Annotated in this window: 19 protein-coding genes; 12 read left to right on the top strand and 7 right to left on the bottom strand. The window is 71.5% G+C overall.

The features are described from left to right. Nucleotides 1-125: 125 nt before the first annotated feature. Nucleotides 126-1,421: an esterase-like activity of phytase family protein gene (locus ACFYY8_RS19540; protein WP_390042673.1), complete on the top strand. Its 1,296-nt coding sequence runs from the start codon at nt 126-128 to the stop codon at nt 1,419-1,421. 151 nt (nt 1,422-1,572) lie between these two features. Continuing rightward, nucleotides 1,573-2,073, top strand: a complete 501-nt coding sequence (gene soxR, locus ACFYY8_RS19535; protein ID WP_390042671.1) for a redox-sensitive transcriptional activator SoxR — start codon at nt 1,573-1,575, stop codon at nt 2,071-2,073. A gap of 74 nt (nt 2,074-2,147) precedes the next feature. Here soxR and ACFYY8_RS19530 read toward each other — a convergent pair whose 3' ends face one another. Continuing rightward, complete coding sequence (locus ACFYY8_RS19530; RefSeq protein WP_390042669.1) at nt 2,148-3,518, bottom strand: MFS transporter; 1,371 nt, start codon at nt 3,516-3,518, stop codon at nt 2,148-2,150. Between the two features lie 208 nt (nt 3,519-3,726). Between ACFYY8_RS19530 and ACFYY8_RS19525 the strand changes: the two genes are divergently transcribed. Next, nucleotides 3,727-4,668, top strand: coding sequence for a serine hydrolase domain-containing protein (locus ACFYY8_RS19525; protein WP_390042667.1), 942 nt, complete (start codon nt 3,727-3,729; stop codon nt 4,666-4,668). Nucleotides 4,669-4,770: 102 nt separating this feature from the next. On the opposite strand, the gene ACFYY8_RS19520 is transcribed toward ACFYY8_RS19525, so the two are convergent. The 3 genes from ACFYY8_RS19520 to ACFYY8_RS19510 form a co-directional block, all read right to left on the bottom strand. Next, nucleotides 4,771-5,409, bottom strand: a complete 639-nt coding sequence (locus ACFYY8_RS19520; protein ID WP_390042665.1) for a GPP34 family phosphoprotein — start codon at nt 5,407-5,409, stop codon at nt 4,771-4,773. Between the two features lie 84 nt (nt 5,410-5,493). Beyond that, complete coding sequence (locus tag ACFYY8_RS19515; RefSeq protein WP_390042663.1) at nt 5,494-6,903, bottom strand: APC family permease; 1,410 nt, start codon at nt 6,901-6,903, stop codon at nt 5,494-5,496. A 322-nt stretch (nt 6,904-7,225) separates the two neighbouring features. After that, complete coding sequence (locus tag ACFYY8_RS19510) at nt 7,226-7,795, bottom strand: YceI family protein (RefSeq protein WP_390042660.1); 570 nt, start codon at nt 7,793-7,795, stop codon at nt 7,226-7,228. 181 nt (nt 7,796-7,976) lie between these two features. On the opposite strand from ACFYY8_RS19510, the gene pabB reads away from it, so the two are divergent. The 7 genes from pabB to ACFYY8_RS19475 all read left to right on the top strand — a co-directional run bounded on the left by pabB (nt 7,977) and on the right by ACFYY8_RS19475 (nt 13,843). Beyond that, nucleotides 7,977-10,091, top strand: coding sequence for an aminodeoxychorismate synthase component I (pabB, locus tag ACFYY8_RS19505; protein ID WP_390043095.1), 2,115 nt, complete (start codon nt 7,977-7,979; stop codon nt 10,089-10,091). Nucleotides 10,092-10,232: 141 nt separating this feature from the next. Continuing rightward, a complete protein-coding gene (locus ACFYY8_RS19500; protein ID WP_390042658.1) occupies nt 10,233-10,484 on the top strand; it encodes a carbohydrate-binding protein in 252 nt (83 codons plus the stop codon). A 126-nt stretch (nt 10,485-10,610) separates the two neighbouring features. Beyond that, nucleotides 10,611-10,874: a hypothetical protein gene (locus ACFYY8_RS19495; protein WP_390042656.1), complete on the top strand. Its 264-nt coding sequence runs from the start codon at nt 10,611-10,613 to the stop codon at nt 10,872-10,874. A 204-nt stretch (nt 10,875-11,078) separates the two neighbouring features. Continuing rightward, nucleotides 11,079-11,369 carry a hypothetical protein gene (locus ACFYY8_RS19490; RefSeq protein WP_390042654.1) on the top strand — a complete coding sequence of 97 codons (291 nt, stop codon included), beginning with the start codon at nt 11,079-11,081 and terminating at the stop codon, nt 11,367-11,369. Nucleotides 11,370-11,462: 93 nt separating this feature from the next. Next, entirely contained in the window at nt 11,463-11,876 is a 414-nt protein-coding gene (locus ACFYY8_RS19485) for a hypothetical protein (RefSeq protein ID WP_390042651.1), read from the top strand. An 11-nt stretch (nt 11,877-11,887) separates the two neighbouring features. Further along, the gene (locus ACFYY8_RS19480) at nt 11,888-12,667 is read left to right on the top strand and encodes a DNA polymerase beta superfamily protein (RefSeq protein WP_390043093.1); all 780 of its coding nucleotides are present in this window, start codon (nt 11,888-11,890) and stop codon (nt 12,665-12,667) included. Nucleotides 12,668-12,709: 42 nt separating this feature from the next. Next, nucleotides 12,710-13,843: a barstar family protein gene (locus tag ACFYY8_RS19475; RefSeq protein WP_390042649.1), complete on the top strand. Its 1,134-nt coding sequence runs from the start codon at nt 12,710-12,712 to the stop codon at nt 13,841-13,843. A 3-nt stretch (nt 13,844-13,846) separates the two neighbouring features. Here the strand turns inward: ACFYY8_RS19475 and ACFYY8_RS19470 are convergent, their stop codons facing one another. Continuing rightward, the gene (locus ACFYY8_RS19470; protein WP_390042647.1) at nt 13,847-14,425 is read right to left on the bottom strand and encodes a TetR/AcrR family transcriptional regulator; all 579 of its coding nucleotides are present in this window, start codon (nt 14,423-14,425) and stop codon (nt 13,847-13,849) included. Nucleotides 14,426-14,504: 79 nt separating this feature from the next. Between ACFYY8_RS19470 and ACFYY8_RS19465 the strand changes: the two genes are divergently transcribed. After that, nucleotides 14,505-14,918 (top strand): VOC family protein, encoded by a 414-nt coding sequence (locus tag ACFYY8_RS19465; RefSeq protein ID WP_390042645.1) that lies wholly within the window; start codon nt 14,505-14,507, stop codon nt 14,916-14,918. Nucleotides 14,919-15,044: 126 nt separating this feature from the next. Here the strand turns inward: ACFYY8_RS19465 and ACFYY8_RS19460 are convergent, their stop codons facing one another. Beyond that, nucleotides 15,045-15,881, bottom strand: coding sequence for a helix-turn-helix domain-containing protein (locus ACFYY8_RS19460; protein ID WP_390042643.1), 837 nt, complete (start codon nt 15,879-15,881; stop codon nt 15,045-15,047). A 102-nt stretch (nt 15,882-15,983) separates the two neighbouring features. Here ACFYY8_RS19460 and ACFYY8_RS19455 point away from each other — a divergent pair, with 102 nt between their 5' ends. Beyond that, the gene (locus tag ACFYY8_RS19455) at nt 15,984-17,195 is read left to right on the top strand and encodes a CynX/NimT family MFS transporter (protein ID WP_390042641.1); all 1,212 of its coding nucleotides are present in this window, start codon (nt 15,984-15,986) and stop codon (nt 17,193-17,195) included. A 66-nt stretch (nt 17,196-17,261) separates the two neighbouring features. On the opposite strand, the gene ACFYY8_RS19450 is transcribed toward ACFYY8_RS19455, so the two are convergent. Beyond that, nucleotides 17,262-19,883, bottom strand: coding sequence for a family 78 glycoside hydrolase catalytic domain (locus tag ACFYY8_RS19450; protein WP_390042639.1), 2,622 nt, complete (start codon nt 19,881-19,883; stop codon nt 17,262-17,264). Nucleotides 19,884-19,890: the final 7 nt, after the last annotated feature.

Here is a 19,890-nt window from a genome sequence, read left to right as displayed (position 1 = left end):
GGCGGCGCGGTGTGTCCGGCGTCACGGTGCGCCTTCTCTTCGTGTTCACCCGGGCTTAGGGTTCAGGTCGCCCGGCGTCGATAGCTTCCGATCTCGTCACAGACCAGGTCGTAAAGGAAAGCTCCATGTCACGTCCCCTCCTCGCCGCTCTCGCCACCGCGGCGGCGTTCACCGTCGCCCTCACCGGCGCGGCCGTGGCTCCCGCCGCCGCCGCTCCCAAGGAGAAGGCTCCGCGGGTCACCTCCGACGTGACGCTGCCCGCCCCCGCCCTGGCGGAGTTCGAGAGCGGTCTCGTCAAGGACGACCGTGGTGTGAAGCTGGGCGGTGTCGGCAGCGGCCTCTACCCGGCGGGCCGTCCCGGCGAGTACTGGATGGTCACCGACCGGGGCCCGAACGGCGAGCCGAAGGTCAACGGCGAGAAGCGGCGCACCTTCCCGGTGCCGCAGTTCGCGCCCGCCATCGTGCGCGTCGCCGTACGGAACGGCAAGACGAAGATCGCCGAGACGATCACGCTGAAGACGTCCGACGGTACGCCCATCACCGGTGTGTCGAACCAGGAGGGCCACGACGAGGTCCCCTACACCTGGGACGGCATGGCCGAGCTGCCCTACGACCCGAACGGTCTGGACACCGAGGACGTCGTCGCCGACGGGCGCGGCGGCTTCTGGCTGGTCGAGGAGTACTCGCCCTCCCTGGTGCACGTGGCGGCCGACGGGCGGATCCTGGCCAGGTACGTGCCCAAGGGCCTCAACCTGACCGGGACGGGTTACCCGGTCCGCGAGACGCTGCCCGCGATCTTCGCCAACCGCCAGCAGAACCGCGGCTTCGAGGCGCTGGGCATCTCGCCCTCCGAGCGCGCCCTCTACATCGCCGTGCAGAGCCCGCTGGCCAACCCCGACAAGAAGACGGGCAAGGCGTCGAGCGTCGCCCGCATCCTGCGCGTCGACCTGCGCACCGGGCGGCCGACCGCCGAGTGGGCCTACAGCATGGAGAACGTCGCGACCTTCGACCCCAAGGCCGAGCAGGGCGACATGAAGATCTCCGCCCTCAACGTGCTGAGCCCCGGCCGTCTGCTGCTCCAGGAGCGCACCGACGCGGTCGCCCGCCTGTACACCGTCGACGTGCGCCGGGCGACGAACCTCCTCGGCGGCGCGCAGGACGACCCGGCGACCAAGCCCTCCCTTGAGGCCTCGCTGCCCAAGAACGTCACCGTCGCCGGCAAGTCCCTGGCCGTCGACCTGGCCGCGATCCCCGGCCTGCCCGGCAAGATCGAGGGCGTCACCGTCCTCGGCCCCAAGACCATCGCGATCGCCAACGACAACGACTTCGGCCTCGGCTCCTTCGGTTCGGACGGCCGTCTGGTCGACTCCGGCGTCACCAGCCGCATCCTGACCATCAGCCTGCCCCGCCCGCTGAAGTAACCCCGGGCTCCCGCCTCCCGACGACCCCCGTGGGCCGCCGTCTCCTCGGCGCCCACGGGGGTCGTTCTCTTTCCCCGGAAAACCCGGCCGCCGGCTGGAGTAATATTCGCGCGAGAACCTCAATATTTATTGATGCCTGGGAGGGAGGGGGATGGGTGACCTTCCGACTGAACTCAGTGTCGGGGAACTCTCCACGCGCAGCGGTGTCGCGATATCCGCTCTGCATTTCTACGAACGGCAGGGGCTCATAACGAGCCGCCGCACGGAGGGCAACCAGCGGCGCTACCGGCGTGACACGCTGCGGCGGGTGGCGTTGATCCGTGTCGCGCAGCGGGTGGGGATACCGCTGGCCGAGATCGGCACCGCCCTGGAGGACCTGCCGAGCGCGCGTCCTCCCACGCGGCAGGACTGGGAGCGCATGTCCACGCGGTGGCGTGACCAGCTCGACGCCCGGATCCGCGAGCTCCAGAAGCTGCGTGACGACTTCACCGACTGCGTCGGCTGCGGATGCCTGTCGATCGACCGCTGCCCGATGGCCAACCCGGACGACACGCTCGGCAGGCTGGGCTCCGGCCCGCGGCGCCTGCTGGAAGGGGTGGGAGAGACCAGACGGGCGGCCGCCGAACAGGTGGGCAAGGCGTGCTGCCAGTGAATGGCCGCCCTTTCCCGCGGAGGTCACGGCCTTAATTCCATGGAGGTTTTGGGGGTAATTCGCGACCCCCGGAATCACACGGAAACGCCTTTCCCGGCCGCCTGCCGTACGGCGGAACCACCGCGCAGCAGGAACGCGCACAGCAGCACGGAAAGCAGCGTGAGACCCGCCATCGCCCAGAGCGTCAGCCGCAACCCCTCGGTGAAGCCGGACCCGGCCAGCCGTCCTCCGGTGGTCGCGGCCAGTACGGCACCGCACACCGCGATGGCGATGGTCTCGCTGCCCAGCCGCGCGGTGTTGAGCATGCCCGCGGCGGTGCCCGCCCGGTCGGCCGGGGCGCTGCCGATCGCCACCCCGTCGATCAGCCCGATCGAGGCGCCGACGCCGAGCCCGATCGTCAGCAGCGGTCCCGCGAGGCCGGGTGTCCCGGCCTCCGGCCCGGCCAGCGCCAGCCAGGCGGCCCCGGCGCCGACCAGGACCAGCGACAGCACGACGACGGCCGCCGGTGACACCCATCTGGTGACCGGCCCGATCAGCGAGGGCAGGACGAGCGTGGGGGCGGTGAGCATGATCAATGTGGCGCCCGCCCGCTGCGGACTCATCTCCAGCACCTCGGTGAAATAGGACGGCAGGTAGACCAGCAGCGGCACGAGCACGCAGACGATCGTCGCCGCCGCCGTGGAGAAGGCCAGGAAACGCGGACCGGTGAACAGCCCGAAGTCGAACATCGGGTCCGGCCTGCGCCGTTCGATCCCGGCGAACACCGCCAGGCACACCAGGGAGGAGGCGAAGGCCGCCAGCGGCAGCGGCGAGGTCCACCCGAGGTCGGGCCCCTCGACGAAGCCGGTGATCAGCAGGAGCAGGAACAGGGTGAACGTGACGGCCCCGCCGGTGTCGACGCGGCGGGGTGCCGGGTCCCGGGACTCGGGCAGCAGGGGCACCACGCAGAGTACGGCGAGCGCCACCGCGGCGGGCAGGCCGAACACCATGCGCCAGCCGAACGCGCCGATCAGCGCTCCGGCGATGGTGGGACCGAAGGCGAGGCCGACTCCGAGCGCGGTGCCGAACAGGCCGAAGACACGGGTCCTGGCCCGCCCCTCGAAGGAGGTGGCGAGCAGCGCGCCTCCGCTCGCCCCAGCGGCGGCCGCGCCCGCTCCCGCGACGGCGCGGACCACGTCGAGCAGCACGATGTCGGTGGCGAGGGTGCTCAGCAGGCCGGTGACGGCGAACACCGCGACCCCGGCGGCGTAGACGCGGCGTCTGCCGACCAGGTCGGCCAGCGAACCGGAGACCAGCATGAAACTGGCGAAGGTGGCGTTGTATCCGTTCACCACCCACTGGACGGGGGCGAGTCGCGCGCCCAGGTCCGCGGCGATGTCCGGCAGGGCGACGGAGGCGCCGGTCAGGGTGATCGGCAGGGAGACGGTGGACAGCAGGACGGCCACAAGGACAAGGATTTGTTTTTTTCGCACATCTCTCCTGTTCAACGGGAAATTTCGGAATTTCTTAAGCGTGGGGCATCAACAAACGTTGAGGTCAAGGGGGTTTTTCCAAGGTCCGCGCTCAGGCCGCTCTCACGACGGGCCCTTCCCGGACGGCCACCGGCCGTTGGACCCTGACACCGTGTCAGGCCGTACAAGGGGAGGTATGCCGATGGACATGGAAACCGCGCTGGCCGAGGTCGTGCGCGCGGGCAGGGTGCCGGATCTGCACGGCGTCGTCGTGACACGCGGGCGGGACCTGATCTTCGAATACTACGGGGAGGGGCCGGACGTCGCCTGGAACGCCCCCCTCGGCACCGTCACGTTCGGGCCGGACACGCTCCACGACCTCAGGTCGGTCACCAAGAGCGTCGTCGGCCTGCTGTACGGCCTGGCCCTGGAGGGCGGCCACGTCCCCGACCCCGACGAGCCGCTGTACGCGTGTTTCCCAGAATATCCTGATCTAGCGGGCTGTACCGGACTGACGGTCGGGCACGCGCTGACGATGACGCTGGGCCTGGAGTGGGACGAGAACGCTCCCTACACCAGCCCGGCCAACAGCGAGATCGCGATGGAGACGGCGCCCGACCGCTACCGGTACGTCCTGGAACGGCCCTCCGTCGAGGAGCCGGGCACGACCTGGCGGTACTGCGGCGGCGCCGCCACCCTCCTCGGCGGCCTCATCGCCAGGGGAACCGGCGTGCCGCTTGAGGAGTTCGCGCGCACGGCGCTGTTCGAACCGCTCGGCATCACTGCCTTCGAGTGGGCCAGAGGCGACGACGGCGTCGCGGCGGCGGCCTCCGGGCTCAGGCTGACCCCCAGGGACCTGGCCGGGATCGGCCGGCACGTCCTTGAGTCGGACTCGCCGTGGATCTCCCGCATGCTCACGCCGTACGTGGAGGTCGGGGAGGGGCTCGGCTACGGCTACCAGTGGTTCCTCGGACCCGACTGGGTCGCCGGGGTCGGCAACGGGGGGCAGCGGCTGTACGTCCGGCCCGGCCTCGGGCTCGTCGTCGTGGTGACCTCGGGCCGGTACAACCTGCCCGACGCCCAGGAGACCCCGGTCGTCGTCCTCGACGAGGTGGTGCTGCCCGCCCTGCTCCCCGGCGGATGAGCCGCGTTTAGGAGACGCCTTCGCACGACCGGCGGGAACGGCTCTGGGCCGGGCCCGCGCCCGCCGGTCCCGTACGGTGAACGGCACCGGGCCTCCTGGGGGTCAGCGGTAGATGGCGACGGCGGCCTCGCGGATGAGGGTCTCGACGATGCCGATGACCTCCCTGATCATGGGGGAGTGCTCGGCGGCGATGGCGCGCAGGCGGACGACGAGCTGGTTCGACGGCTGACCGAGATAGAGCGCCGCGTCCACCTCAAGGACGCCGACCAGGCCGCACAGCGCGGCGCACCGCGCGTCCGGCGGCTCCCTGCCCTCCGCAGCGGCGCGTACCCCGGAGCAGGCCCGGACCACCCACGCCATGTCGGTGATCTCGTGGCGGGTCTGCGAGAGCAGGCCCATGCGGCGCCTGGTCACCTGGGCGAGGGCGCCCGCGGTGACCAGGCTCGCCTGGGTGTGCTGGTAGACGTCCCCGGCGGCCTGCCTGATCCAGGACTTGACGTCCCCGCCCGAACGGTCCTGCCGTACCAGGGACAGCAGGCCGTCCACGACCGCGTCACCGAGAGGGGTGTCGTCGGCCAGGGCACCCCTGCCGCCGGAGACGGTGACACGTTCGCCGATGACCAGTTCGAGCAGCGCGGCCCCGGCCAGCCCAAGGGCCATCGACGAGGGATGGACCAGGGGTCTGCCCGACTGGTCGTGGGCGATGAGGTACAGCTCCTGGGGGAGCGGCAGCCCGTTCATGCGCGGTCGTCCTTCGCTACGGTCGTCGTTCGCTTTCGCCGAGGTCGTCCTTAGCAGCGGCCGGTCCGGGACGGGGCGGGGCCCTTACCGGCCGTGTACGGCCTGGCTCCCCCCGGCCTCGTGGGAACCCGGCAGGTCGGGCAGGGACGGCCTGCGGCCCATGGCGTACAGGGCGGCCAGGACCAGGGCGCCCAGGGCGAGCCAGAGCAGGCCGACCGTCTGGGCCATGACGTTGGCGTTGATCACGACGAAGATCAGGATCGCCATTCCGGCCAGCGGCACGACGAGATGCGACCAGAAGGCGGTCGAGCGCATGCGGACCACGTAGTGCACGATGACCGAGACGTGCAGCACGACGAAGGCGACCAGCGCACCCATGTTGATCAGGCTGCCGAGCAGGCTGACGCCGTCCTCCCTGGCGGACATGAACAGTCCGAGCGCGACGGAGAGCCCGGCGACGAGCAGGATGGCGTTGGTCGGCACCGAGTGCCTCACCGAGACCTTGGCCAGGAAGGACGGCAGCTGCCTGTCACGCGCCATCGCGTAGAGCAGGCGGGAGACGGCGACCTGGGCGACCAGGGTGTTGGCCAGCCCCCAGGAGATCGCGGTCGCGGTCGCGGCGATGTGGGAGAGCGTCTCGCCGCCCGCGACGGCCGCCGCGTCGTAGAAGGCGGTGTCCGAGGCCTGCTTCAGCAGCCCCTCGGGGTCGGGCACCAGCAGGGCGGCGACCCAGACCTGGGCCACGAACAGCACGCCCGCCAGGATCAGGGCCAGCCGCATGGCCCTGCCGACCTGGGCGGAGCCGCCGGTCGACTCCTCGACCAGCATGCTGATCCCGTCGAAGCCGAGGAAGGACAGGACGGCGATGGACACCGCGCCGAACACGACGGGCCAGGAGAAGGTCTCCGGGTTGAACAGTGGGGAGAGGCTGAAGTCCCTGCCCCTGCCCTCGAGCAGGGCCCAGAAGCCGATCACCAGGAACAGCGCCAGTACGGCCAGCTCGGCGATGATCATCACCTTGGTGAGGTTCATCGTCATCCGGATGCCCCGCAGGTTGATCACGGTGTTGACGGCCACGAAGAAGAGCAGCCACAGCCACACCGGTATCTGTGGCACGGTCGAGTGCATCGCGATCGAGGCGACGAGGTACAGCAGGCACGGGGCGAGCACGTAGTCGAGCAGGATCGCCCATCCGGTCATGAAGCCGACCGGCGCGGAGATGCCACGGCCCGCGTAGTTGTAGACCGAACCGGACAGCGGGAACGCCTTGACCATCTGCGCGTAGGAGGCCGCGGTGAACAGCAGCGCGACCATTCCCACCAGGTAGGTCAGGACCGGCATGCCGCCCGAGGTGAAGTAGACCGAACCGAAGATCGCGAACGGGGCTATCGGCACCATGAAGATCAGGCCGTAGAACACCAGGTCGGCCAGGCCGATCCCACGGCGCAACTCCTGCCGGTATCCGAACCGCTCGATGCTCTCCTGCGGCTGCACGACAGCCTCCTGTGGCGTCATCTGTCAATGTGCGGGCGCGTCCGCCCGCCCGGGGGGTGATGACGGACGGTGGCGGAGCGTGTCCGGTGATCCTTCCGCAGTGCACGGAATGCCGCAAGCGCGTACCATATATCGGCATATTTTCGCCTGGGGCAGGGGTTATCTGGCGGTCTGGGAAGCTTGATGGCGCGCCGGGTCAAATACCCCGCGAGAGGGGCGGCTCACCGGGGTGAAGAGCTGGACGGGCGCGGTGTGAGGCACCCCGTGAGAGGTTCGGGGCGAGCGGGCGGGGTGTCAAGAGCCCTGTGAGGGGCCGAATCCGTCAGACGTCCCGCGAAGGGACGTCCGGCGCGAGAACCAGGTCGAACCAGACGCCGACCTCGTCGCTCAGGCGCAGCGCGCCGAACAGGGCGGAGTAGGGCTTGATGCCCCACCGGCTCTGCGTGAGCGTGACGGAGCCGCGCACACGCCCGTCCGCCAGCAGGGCGTCGATCGTGACGGGCCGGGTGGCCCCGGCGAGGGTGAGGTCGCCCTCGACGCGGAACGCCTCCGGGGTGCCCGCGACCAGGGAGGACCGGAACGCGATCACCGGATGCCGGGCCGTGCCCAGGACCTTCTCTCCGATGTTGCGCACGATGTCCCGCCGGTCGGCGTCGCTCAGGGGCCTGACCCCGCCGATCCCCTCGCGCACCTGGAACGAGGTCGCGTCCACCTCGACGGACACCGAGGAACGGGCCGGGTCCTCGGCGTCCACGACCGCCTCGCCGTGCCAGCGGGCCGCCTCAAGCGTCAGGTCGTGCCCTGCCTTGGCGCCCAGCCCGGTGCGGGTCGTGCGCACCAGCAGCGGACCGTTGCCAGGGCCCAGCGGGTAGGTGCCGGTGACGATGTCCACCCCCTCAGGCTAACTCCGGTCGCGGTCACCGCCGTCAGGGGGAACCTCCGGGGTGACCGTAGACTTGGCGGCGCCGTGCGGGGACGAAAGGGACAAACGGCCGCGCCGAATCGTCTCACGGGCCGACGAGCTCCAGGCGGCGTTCCGTTCCCGGCGGGAGGCCGTTGACCCTGGAGGCGTCGTGCGGGTGCTGCTCATCGACAACTACGACTCGTACACCTTCAATCTGGCGCAGCTCATGGCCCAGGTCTACGGGCGGATGCCGGTCGTGGCGCGCAACGACTCGGCCGCGCTGCGGGAGGCCGACCAGGCGGACTACGACGCGATCGTGGTCTCACCCGGCCCGGGAAGGCCGCAGGAGCCACGCGATCTCGGACTGGCCGCCGACCTGCTGCGCACGACCCGGCTGCCCGTGCTCGGCGTCTGCCTCGGCCACCAGGCCCTCGGCTGGCTGGCCGGTGGCGAGGTCGTGCCCGCCCCCGAACCGCGTCACGGCTACGTCGACCGCGTCAGGCATCTGGGGACGGACCTGTTCGCCGGGATCCCGCAGGACTTCGCCGCGGTGCGCTACCACTCGCTGTGCGTCGAACCCGGCGGGGCGCCCGACCTTGTCACGACCGCCTGGACCGGGGACGGGGTGACGATGGCGCTGCGGCACCGTACGCGCCCCTGGTGGGGGGTGCAGTTCCACCCCGAGTCCATCGGCACCCGGTACGGCGCCCGCCTGGTGGAGAACTTCGCCGCCCTCGCCCGCGAGCGGATCACCCTCACCCGGGACGGCGCCGTACCCTCACGGGAGCGCGAGCCTGAGGCCGTGCCCCCACGGGATCGTGATCCCCTGGTGGAGCGCGGGCCGGGCGGTGGATGGCGGCTCAGGGTGCGCACCACCGCCTTCGAGGCCGACGCCGAGCGGACCTTCCGCCGCTGGTTCGCCGAGAGCCCCTCGGCCTTCTGGCTCGACAGCAGCCGGGTCGAACCCGGTCTGTCCAGGTTCTCCTTCGTCGGCGACGGAGGCGGCCGTCACGGCGAGACACTGCGCTACCGGGTCGGCGACGGGAAGGTCACCTCGACGGCCGCCGACGGCACGACGACCTCCCTGCCCGGCTCCGTCTACGACGTCCTCGCCAGGCGGCTGGCCGAACGCGCGCTCGGCGACGACGCCGGCCTGCCCTTCGACCTCGACGGCGGATACGTCGGCTACCTGGGCTACGAGATGAAGACCGAGTCATTCGGGTCGGCCGGAGCCGCCGCCCACCGCTCCGGCCTGCCGGACGCCGTGTGGATCTCGGCCACCCGTTTCGTCGCGATCGACCACCTGATGGGCCGCACCTACGTGGTCGCCCTGGCAGGGCCCGGCCCCGAGGACGCCCGGGAGGCCGACCGCTGGGCCGACCTGGTCGCCGCGGACCTGCCCGCCGGGGGAACCCCCGGGGAACCCGTCGCCCAGGAGGAGGAGTTCGACGTCGAACCATGGCTGGCCCGCTCCCGCGACGGCTACCTGGCCGACGTCGCCGAATGCCACCGCCTGCTGCGGGCGGGGGAGAGCTACGAGATCTGCCTGACCACCACGGCGCGGCTGCCGTACACCGGGGACCCGCTGGACTTCTACACGCGCCAGCGCACGCTCAACGCCGCGCCGTACGCGGCCTTCCTGCGGTGGGACCGGCACCGGGTCGCGTGCTCCTCACCGGAGCGCTTCCTGCGGGTCACCCGTGACCGCACCGTGGAGTCGAAACCGATCAAGGGCACGGCCCCGCGCAACCCCGACCCCGTCCTCGACCGTCTCGTCCGCGACGGCCTGGCCGGGGATCCCAAGACCCGTGCGGAGAACCTGATGATCGTGGACCTGCTCCGCAACGACCTGGGGCGGATCTGCGAGGTCGGCACGGTCGAGGTGCCGAGTTTCATGGCGGTCGAGTCGTACACGACCGTGCACCAGCTGGTCTCCACCGTACGGGGCAGGCTGCGCGCGGACGTGGACGCGCTGACCGCCACCCGGCACTGCTTCCCCGGCGGCTCGATGACGGGCGCGCCGAAGATCAGGACCATGGAGATCATCGACAGGCTCGAAGGCGCCCCGAGGGGGATCTACTCGGGGGCGCTCGGCTACTTCGCGCTCAGCGGCGCGAGCGACCTCAACATCGTGATCCGCACCGCGGTGATCGGCGACGGCCACCTCACCGTGGGCGCGGGAGGGGCCGTCGTGCTGGACTCGGACCCGGCCGCCGAGTACGAGGAGATGCTGCTGAAGGCCCGCGCCCCCCTGCGCCCGCTCCAGGCCGTACGACCGCGCTGACGACCGGGCCTCCCGGAGAACGGGGAGGGCGGCCCGGGACACGGTCCGGCCGGAGGCATAGCGGCGGGACATGGAAAAACGTTGGCTATCCGTTCCCGCCGATCGCGGACACTGTGGGAGGAACCCCCTGAAGGAGGCACCATGAAGCGCAGTGCCATCGCCGCCCTTCTCGCCGCCGCCGCACTGGGCGCCATCCCGTACGGCGCGCAGCCCGCGACGGCCGAGGTCGCCCACCACGCGGTGGGGATCCAGGCCTGGCAGGTCGGGCGTTCCTGCAACGTGGGCGACCTGTACTACTACGAAGGCCACGTCTACCGCTGCCTGGCGAGCCACACGTGCAACCTGAGCTGGGCGCCGCCCAACACCCCGGGCCTGTGGCAGCTCGTGGGGTAACGGCCCGCGTCCGGCCGCCCGCGGTTCCCCCGCCGGCCGGACGCGGTTCTCGTCCCAAGGCGCGGAGCTCGCGCCGGTCGTGCGCGGTGGCATGCTGGAGGGCCGGCGACCACGAGGAGCACAGCGATGACCCTTCCCCCCAGCACGCGGCGCACCCCCCTCGACCAGGAGGAGAGAGTCCGGGCGGAGGCGGGCTTCGTCCCCCTCGTCGTCCACCACCTCACCACCGACGGGCGTTTCCGGGTGTCCGCCGACACCCCGGAGATGGTCGAACTGTTCCAGTCGGTGGCCCGCAGGGCGGGAGAGCTGCTCCAGCGCCCCGTGACCAGCTACGCCAACGGCAGATACATCGTCATCACCTTCGCCCAGGAATCCCTCCCACAGGCCTGACGCCGGTATGGAGGCTCGGACGCCTTTCGCCTGAACGGGGACGGCTTCCTTTCCCACGCCCGTGAACCCAACCGGTCGGCACCCCGCGGGCGGCCCTGTGCGCGGCCTTCCTGCGGGGGCGGAACGAGCGGGCACGCCGTGTGGTGGTCCCGGTCCGGGAGACGGTCAAATGGACTTCTCCGGACCGGAAGCGAGGAAACAGCAGTGACCACTCTGCGGATCACGGTCACCGACGTGACCGACGACCAGTACGGCGCCGTCGTCCAGGCGCTTCGCGACGCAGGCCTGCCACCGAGCCAGTGGAGCGTCAGGACCCAGGCCGAGGTGGCCCCGTCCGGCCCCGCCATGTGGCTGGCACTCGCCCTGTTCGCCACGGCGGTGGCGATGCTGCTCGCCTGGATCTGGGCGGGGGAGTGGCGCTGGGGCGCCACGGCCGTCTTCCCCCTCCTGGCCGGAGTCATCAGCCTCGGGGTGTCGCTCTCGAAGGGAAAATAGCAATCTGGCTGTTACCCTTTTTCCCCGTTCTCTCCATAAAAGAAGAAGGGCGAGCGAAATGCCGGTCTTTGGGGTTGAAAGGTGCGACGACCGGTGAGCCCCGTGTGGATCGTGGACATCGACGGCACTCTCGCTCTGCGCGGAGACCGGCGCCCGTACGACTGGCACCGGGTGGGGGAGGACACTCCCAACCCTCCCGTCGTCGCCGTCGTCCAGGCCCTTCTCCTCGCCGGACACCCCGTCGCGTTCGTCTCGGGACGCAAGGAGCAGTGCCGCCGCCAGACCGAGATGTGGCTCTCCACCCACGTCACCAGCCTCGGCGACACCGAGGTGTGGATGCGCGGTGACCGCGACGACCGGCCCGACACGGTCGTGAAGCGCGAGATCTACACCAGGCACTTCGCCCACCGTCCCGTCGCCGGGGTCATCGACGACCGAGCCTCCGTCACCGCCATGTGGCGCTCGCTGGGCCTGACCGTGCTCCAGGTCGCCGAGGGGAACTACTGATGGTCGGGTGGATGAAGCACGGCGGCCCCGAGTTTCGGGAGATCGCAGGCAAGCACACGATCTTCCGCTTCCAGGTCGGGTCCGGGCTGCACGGGACGGCCGTCGCAGGCACCGACGACCGTGACGAGATGGGCATCTGCATCGAGCCCGCCGCCTACGTTGTGGGGCTGCGCAGGTTCGACCAGTACGTCTATCGCACCCAGCCCGAAGGCGTCCGCTCCGGCCACGGTGATCTCGATCTGACCGTCTACGGCCTCCGCAAGTGGATGCGGCTGGCCCTGGACGGCAACCCCACGGTCCTGCTGGGGCTCTTCGTGCCCGAATCCGAGATCGTCTCCATCACCGACCTCGGCCGGGACCTTCTCGCAGAGGGGCCAGGTTTCATCCTGTCCCGTCAGGCGGGCCACCGTTTCCTCGGCTATCTCCGGTCCCAGCGGGACCGCATGGTGGAGCACCCCAACGGGAAACGCACCAACCGGCCCGAGCTGATCGCCCTGCACGGGTACGACACGAAGTTCGCGGGGCACATGGTCCGCCTCGGCGCGCAGGGGATCGAACTCATGGAAAACGGCACGATCACCCTCCCCATGCCCGAGCCGTGGCGGTCCCTGATCATCGGCATCAGGAAAGGTGAGTACACCAGGGAGGAGACCCTCACCATCGCCGCCGACCTCGAAGCGCGCCTCGAAAAGCTGCTGTCCACCTCGCCGCTGCCCGAGAGCCCCGACGGGGACCGCGCCGACCGGTGGCTGATCGACGCCTACACCCGCACCTGGTCCGCGGAAGGCTGACCTCCCCTGACGAACGACACGGCATGGGACCGGGGTTTCCCGGTGAAGTACCTCCTGGTCCAGGAGGACGACGACGGCGAACCCGAACTCTGGGGACGTTGCGCGGGTGTCGAGGGGCTGTTCGCGGACCCGGTGCCGCCGCCGAGGGAGGTCCTGTCGCTGCGCGGATGCGCCCCCGAGGGCCCGCTGCGTGCGGCGATCGACCGGCCCGGTGAGGCGACGAGCCTGCTGGGTGACCTGTGCGTCGAGATCGAGGACGACCCGCGAGCGCGGTGGTGGGAACTGGTGGACGTCGTCGTCATCACCTACCATCCCTGCCAGGCCGACCCGGCGCTGGTCGACGTCGTCGTGGGGGCCGGGGTCAGGCAGGACGGGTTCAGCATGGGCAGACTGCCCGCGTCGCCGCGGTTCGAACTGTCCGTCGCGACCGCCGGGGATCTTGAGCCCGTGGGCCATTGCCTCCGGGTGGACGGCCTGTTCGTCCCGCGTGCGGCGCCGGAGACGATTCCCCTGGAACTCGTCGGCTGCGAGCCCACCGAACGGCTGCGCGCCGTACTGCGCAGGCCGTGGAAGCGGAAACGGGACTGGGCCCGGTTGTGGGCGCTGGACCGCGACGGCAGGGTGATGGCACAGCACACCGTCGGCCTGGACATCGATGAAGCGCGCCCGTCGGCGCTCGGCGGCACCCTGATCGACATCACCCTCACCGACGGCGGGAGCGACCGCCCCCCGCTGATCGCCCGCCCGATCTGGGATACCTGGTATCGGGGTGTCCCGGCGACGCCGAACCAGTGGGCGCCATACTCCGCGGCGGGCAGGCGCCAGTGGAGTCACCTCGCGATCCACCGTGACATGGGCGCCAGGCGACCCGATCGCTCGGGCGGTGTGCACCATCTCGACGGCCGGTTCGTCACGGACGTGCCCGGTCTGCACTGCGCGATGGGCGAGGCTCTGCTGGGGCCCGGCGGATACTACGGCTGGGGATGGGACGCCTTCTCGGACTGTCTGTGCGGTGGATTCGGGGTGGTGGCGCCCTTCACCCTGATCTGGCACGACGCCGACGTCGCCCGCCGGGCGCTGGCGGAGGTCGTGTCCGATCCCGAGGGGCGGCTCTCCTACTTCGAGGAGGTCGTGGAGCGCCTTGAGACCTGCGGGGTCACGGTCGTCCTCGAATGACGGTCAGGCGCGCAGGGACTCCAGCATGCGGGTGAGGGCGGCTCCGGTCTCGGCGAGGTCGCCGGGGCCGGCCGAGTCGGCGAGCCACAGGGCGGCCTCGTTCATGGCGCCGGAGAGCAGGTGGGTCAGGGGGGCGACCGGTCGCTCGGGGATGACACCGGTCTCCATCAGCAGGGACAGCGCGTCGGCGAGATGACGTGCGGAGGCGGCCTCGTCGAGGGCGCGCCACTCCCTCCAGCCGAGTACGGCGGGGCCGTCGATCAGCATGATCCGCCGGACGTCCGGGCCGGTGCTCGCGGTGAGGAAGGCGTGGCATCCGGCGACGAGCCGGTCCCAGGGGTCCGGCTCGGCGTCGGCGGTCGCGGCCACATGCCGGCCGACCTCCTCCTGCACCTGGGCGAGGACGGCGCGGAACAGCGCCGCCTTGCCGTCGAAGTGGTGGTAGAGGGCGCCCTTGGTGACGCCGGCGGCGTCGACGATCTGGGCCAGGCCCACGGCCCCGTAGCCCTCGGCCGCGAACAGCCGTCTGCTCTCCCGCAGCAGTGCGCGCCTGGTCTGCTCGCGTTGCTCGGCTCTGCCCATGTCACTCCTCGCGCTTTTGACATACCGATGGTACGCCAACTAGCTTTCACATACCAACGGTATGTGAAAGGGGTTCGTCATGATCCTGACCAGCTTCTATCCGGTCGTCTGCACCGAGCGCCTGGCCGAGAGCCGGGACTTCTACGTCGACCTGTTCGGTTTCGAACCGACCTTCGAGGCGGACTGGTACGTGAGCCTGCGGCGTCCCGGCGCGCAGCCGTACGAGCTGGCCCTGCTCGACCACCGGCACCCGTCGCTGCCCGAGGCCTACCGGGCGCCGGTGCGGGGACTGCTGCTCAACTTCGAGGTCGAGGACGTCGACGCGGAGTGGGAGCGGCTGGTCGTACGGCACGGCCTGCGACCCGAACTGGAGCTGCGCAGCGAGGACTTCGGACAGCGGCACTTCATCGTCGCCGACCCCAACGGGGTGCTGATCGACGTGATCACACCGATCGAGCCCTCCGCCGAGTACGCCGAGCAGTTCAGAGAGTGACCGGTCCTCCGAAGGAGGAGGAACGCCACAACCCCTGTTGTTCCACCCGGCCGTGCCCCGCGACCCGGAGATCGAGACCTGCCCGGCCCCGGTCGAAGCCCGACCTGCGCATCTCCTGAGATCCCATCAGGAGATGGACCGGAGACGGCCGTGAGAGCGGCGCCGGAGATGGTCGACGGCCTCGGCCGTCCGGTCGTCGGCGGGGAGGAAGACGACGAGCTGCTGCGCCTCCGCCGGCAGTTCGAACGTCTCACGAAGCAGGTGAAGCCGGGGTCCTGCCGGGTGGTCGAGCCTGAGGACACCACGTCGCGGAACCGCGTGACGCTTCAGGCGGCGGGTGAGGTCGGGCCCGGCGACGGGGGTGAGCTCGGCGGTGAGCCACTCCAGGTTCTCAAGGGACGGCGCCTGCCACAGGTCGAAGGCCTGCTCGTCCGCGACGTCGTCCCAGTCGACGAAGAACGTCCGGGCGCGGGGGTCGGTGAACAGGTAGCGGTTGAGGTTCGGGCGGGCGGCGTCGAGCAGGCCGGTTCCTTCGGTGATCGATCGGTAGCCGCTGGTGTGGGCGAGGACGTCACCCAGCCGGTTGGTCACGATGGCGACACCGGGTTCGAGGAGGCTCAGCGTCCGCAGGACGGACGGTCGCACGTGCCGGGACGGCGGCACGGGCCGGATGTGGACCGCGCATCCCTCGCCGGTGATCTTCGCGAGGTAGCGCAGGTGGTTGCGTTCGGAGGGGCTGAGGCGGAGCGCGTCGGCGAGGGCGTTGACGACCGCCGGAGACGGGTTGCGGTCGCGCCCCTGCTCGATGCGGGTCAGATACTCGACGCTGACACCGGCCCGCGCGGCGAGGTCCTGCCGCCGCAGACCGGGTGACCGGCGGCGGTCGCGGTCCGGCAGCCCACAGGACTCCGGCTGGATGCCGTCGCGTCTGGCCCGGATGAAGTCCCCCAGTGGCGTTCCCACGCGGAAAAGGTATCCGGTCGTGCGGTCAGGAGGGTGGCCCTCCTGGGGCCAGCCTGGGTTCGGTCTGGCCCCAGGACACCGCGTGGCTTGATCGTGGTGCGCATGGAGAATGTGTCGACACGGCGTTCCGGTCAGGCGTTGCTGGTGTGGGGGCTGCTCGTGGTGGCGGCGAACCTGCGGGCGAGTCTGACCGGTGTCGGGCCGTTGCTGGATCAGGTGCAGGCCGATCTGGGGTTGGTCCCGGCCGTGGCGGGCCTGCTGAACACACTGCCGTTGCTGACGTTCGCGGCGCTGTCCCCGCTGGTGCCCCGGCTGGCCGCGCGGTGGGGGGCCGAGCGGCTCCTCGGGGCCGCGCTCATGGTGCTGACGCTGGGAATCGCACTGCGGTGGGTGCCGGCGGCGGCCGGTCTGTTCACGGGAACCGTACTGATCGGGGCGGGCATCGCCGTGGGCAACGTGCTGCTGCCAAGCCTCATCAAGCGCGACTTCCCGAACAGGGTGGGGATGCTGACCAGCGCCTACGCCACGGTGATGGGCGGCGTCGCCGCGGTCGCGTCCGGGGTGGCGGTGCCGATCAGCGAGGTCGCTCCCGGCGGCTGGTACACCGCGCTGGGCTGCTGGGTCCTGTTCGCGCTTGTGGCCGTCCTGCTGTGGCTTCCCCAGATGCGGGCTCCACGGCACGCCGTACAGGCCGTTCGAGGGCACCGGCTGCCGTGGGGCTCCGGGCTGGCGTGGGCGGTCACGGCGTTCATGGGGCTGCAGTCGCTGGGCTTCTACGTCGTCGTGACGTGGCTGCCCCGGTTCCTTCAGGACAACGGCATGAGCGCGGCCACCGCGGGCTGGCTGCTGTTCCTGTTCCAGGCGGTCGCGGTGCTGACCAGCCTGGCGGTACCCGGCGTGATGCGCCGGGCGGGTGACCAACGCGTGCCGGCGACGATCTGCTCGGCGGTCATGCTCCTCGGCTACCTCGGGCTTCTCGTGGCGCCGGGAGCGGCGCCGCTGTGGAGCGTCGTCCTCGGGCTGGGCGGCGGAGCCTGCCTCGTGCTCGCGCTGGCCTTCATCGGCCTGCGCGCCCAGGACGCGAACGTGGCGGGGGCGTTGTCGGCGATGGCGCAGTCGATCGGTTACCTGCTGGCCGCGGCGGGGCCGGTGGTCTTCGGGCTGCTGCACACGGTGAGCGCCGGGTGGCGGGTGCCGATCGTGGTGATGTGCGTCGCCGCGGCCGGCCAGACGATCGTCGCACTGGCGGCGGGCGGGGGTACGGTGCGCCCGCCCGCGGACGAGGTTGCCGACCGCGTTCCGGCGCCCCGGTAGCGCCGAACCGTACCGCCGGGGGACGTCTCTCCAGCCGGTGAACCGGAGAGACGTCCGCGCGGAGGTTCACCGGGCCAGGTCGTCCCACTCCTGGAGGAGGTGGGCCGTGGCCGCGGCGGGGGCCGTGAACGACCAGCGGCCCGGCGGCAGGTTCAGGGCGCAGCCCCCGTCGGCCAGCCTGGTGGTCGGCAGCTGCTCGTTGAGGCCCATGAGGAAGGTGCCGTTGACGGTCATCCCGTCCCACGCGCCCCGCACGGGCAGCACCGCGCGGGCGGACACGCCCTCCGGGACGGAGAAGGTGAACTGGACCCCGTCGGGCCCGGCCCGCCAGCCCGACTCGACGGTCCCCGACGCGCTCTCGTAGCGGGCGTGCGCCTGGCGCAGCAGCGGGACGGGGCCGGGACGCAGCAGCAGCTCGCCGAAGCCGCCACCCGTCCCTCGCGGGTCGTCGCCCAGGCCCGCCACGTGCCGGAACAGCCAGTCGCCCACGCAGCCGTAGGCGTAGTGGTTGAAGGAGTTCATGGCCGGGGTCTGCAGGCCGTGCCGGTGGTGCCAGGCGTCCCAGCGCTCCCACATGGTGGTCGCCCCGGCGCGGAGCTGGTAACGCCAGGACGGGTAGCCCTCCTGGTTGAAGATCCGGCCCGCCAGGTCGTGGTGGCCGGTCTCCGACAGCACGGGCAGCAGCAGGGCGGTGCCGACGAAGCCCGTCATGAGCCGGTGCCCGTCGGCGCGGACCAGGTCGGCCAGCGCCTGCGCCGCCGCGGCCCGGTCCTCGGGCGGGACCAGGTCCCAGGCGAGGGCGACGGCGTAGCCGGTCTGCGTCTCGGTGTGCAGCCTCGGCCCGCTGAGGAAGGCCCGCTGGAAGGCGCCCGACACGCGGGTGAACGCCTCGCCGTACTCCGGCGCGTGCGGCTCGCCGAGCACGTCGGCCACGTTCGCGACCAGGCGGAGGCTGCGGGCGAGGGCGGCGGTGGAGATGAGGCTCTTGGGCGTCTCGACCGTGCCGGGGGCCAGCCAGTCGCCCAGGGCCCTGCCCGGCCTGATGCCGTCCTCGGCCTGGGCCAGGCAGTAGTCGACCCACCGCCGCATCGGGTCGTACGCGCGGCGCAGCGTGCGGTCGTCGCCGTAGCGCCGCCACAGCAGCCACGGCACCTCGACCAGCGCGTCGGACCACACGGGGGAGTCGTATCCGTACTCGGGCAGGACCGGCGCGACGTGCGGGATCGCGCCGTCGGCCCGCTGCCCGTCGATCAGCGTCGTCACCCAGCCGGACAGGAACGCCTGCGTGTGCCGCAGGAAGCTGAGCGTCGAGCCGAACACCGAGATGTCGGCCGTCCAGCCGGTCCGCTCGTCGCGCTGCGGGCAGTCGGTCGGCACGCTCACCAGGTTGCCGTCCGCCGACGCGCCGATGTTGGCGACGAGCTGCCGTACGGCGGGGTCGCTCACGGTCAGCGAGCCGGTGACGGCGAGCGCGGAGGACAGCAGCACGGCCTCCAGGTCGTCCGGTGTCAGCGCGCCCGGCCAGCCGGTGACCTCCGCGTAGCGGAACCCGTGCAGGGTGAACGCGGGCTCCACGACGTGCGAGCCGGGGCCGAGGACGAACTCGTCACGCTGGTCCGCGGTGCGCAGGTTGTCGGTGTAGAGCCGCCCGGTCGCGGTCAGCTCCTCCCCGTGCCGCACCACGATCCGTACCGGGCCCGGCGCGTCGACGCGCAGCCGTACCCGTCCGACGACGTTGCGCCCGAAGTCGGCCACCTGGACGCCCGGCGCGGGTTCGGTCACGGAGACGGCGGGCACCGTGCCGATCACCCGCACCGGGGGAGCGGGGTCGGCCTCGACCAGGATCTCCGGGACGGCCGTCGTCTCCGCGGGTTCGGCGGCCTGCTGAGAGGGGGCCTGCCGGGAGGGGTCCTGGACGGTCTCGCCCATCACCAGGTCGGCGCGTGGGCGGCCGAGATCCCGCCGGGTCCAGGCCACGTCGGTGGCGAACACGCGGCGGACCCCGTCGTCGTCGCGCACGAGCACCTGGGCGCTGGCGGCGGGCCGGTCGCCGTAGCGGCGCGGGCCTCCGCCGGCGACGTGACCCGCGTACCAGCCGGGGGCGAGCCACAGCTCCAGCTCGTTCCCGCCGGGCGCGAGCAGCTCAGTGAGCTCCAGCAGCCGGTAACGCGTCCGGTGGGCGTAGTCGGTCCAGCCGGGGGCCAGTTCCTCCTCGCTCAGCCGTACCCCGTTGAGCAGCGCCCGGTAGACGCCCAGCGCGGTGACGGCCAGCCAGGCGCGCCCGGGAGCGGGACGCCAGGTGAACGACCCGCGCAGGCTCACCGCCGCCTGGGGGTCACCGGCCAGCCAGGGGGCGTCCCACGCGCCGCGCGCCCGCAGGCCCGTGGTGAACGCGCCGGTCGCGTGCCCCTCCACGCTCCACGTGTACGGCGTCAGCGGCTCCAGCGGCCCATCCGGCACGTCCACGTCGTGCGACCCCGCGGGTACGGACGACCGCCACACCTCGCGCCCGTCCGAGGACACCACCACGGAGGCCTCCCCGGACAGCCGGGCGTTCCACGACAGCCGGGGCGACGGCTCGTCCACGCCGACCGGATCCGCCAGACCGCACGTCAGGCCCACCGGTGAACGGGGCGGGGCCGAACGGATGAACGGCGTCTGCGCGCCTGAGACCTGCACCTCGAGCACCCCCGAA

The sequence above is a fragment of the Streptosporangium sp. NPDC001559 genome, from assembly GCF_042893955.1.
GTDB lineage: Bacteria > Actinomycetota > Actinomycetes > Streptosporangiales > Streptosporangiaceae > Streptosporangium.
Note: the sequence above shows the minus strand (reverse complement) of the source record. Positions and strands in the feature narration are given on the sequence as shown.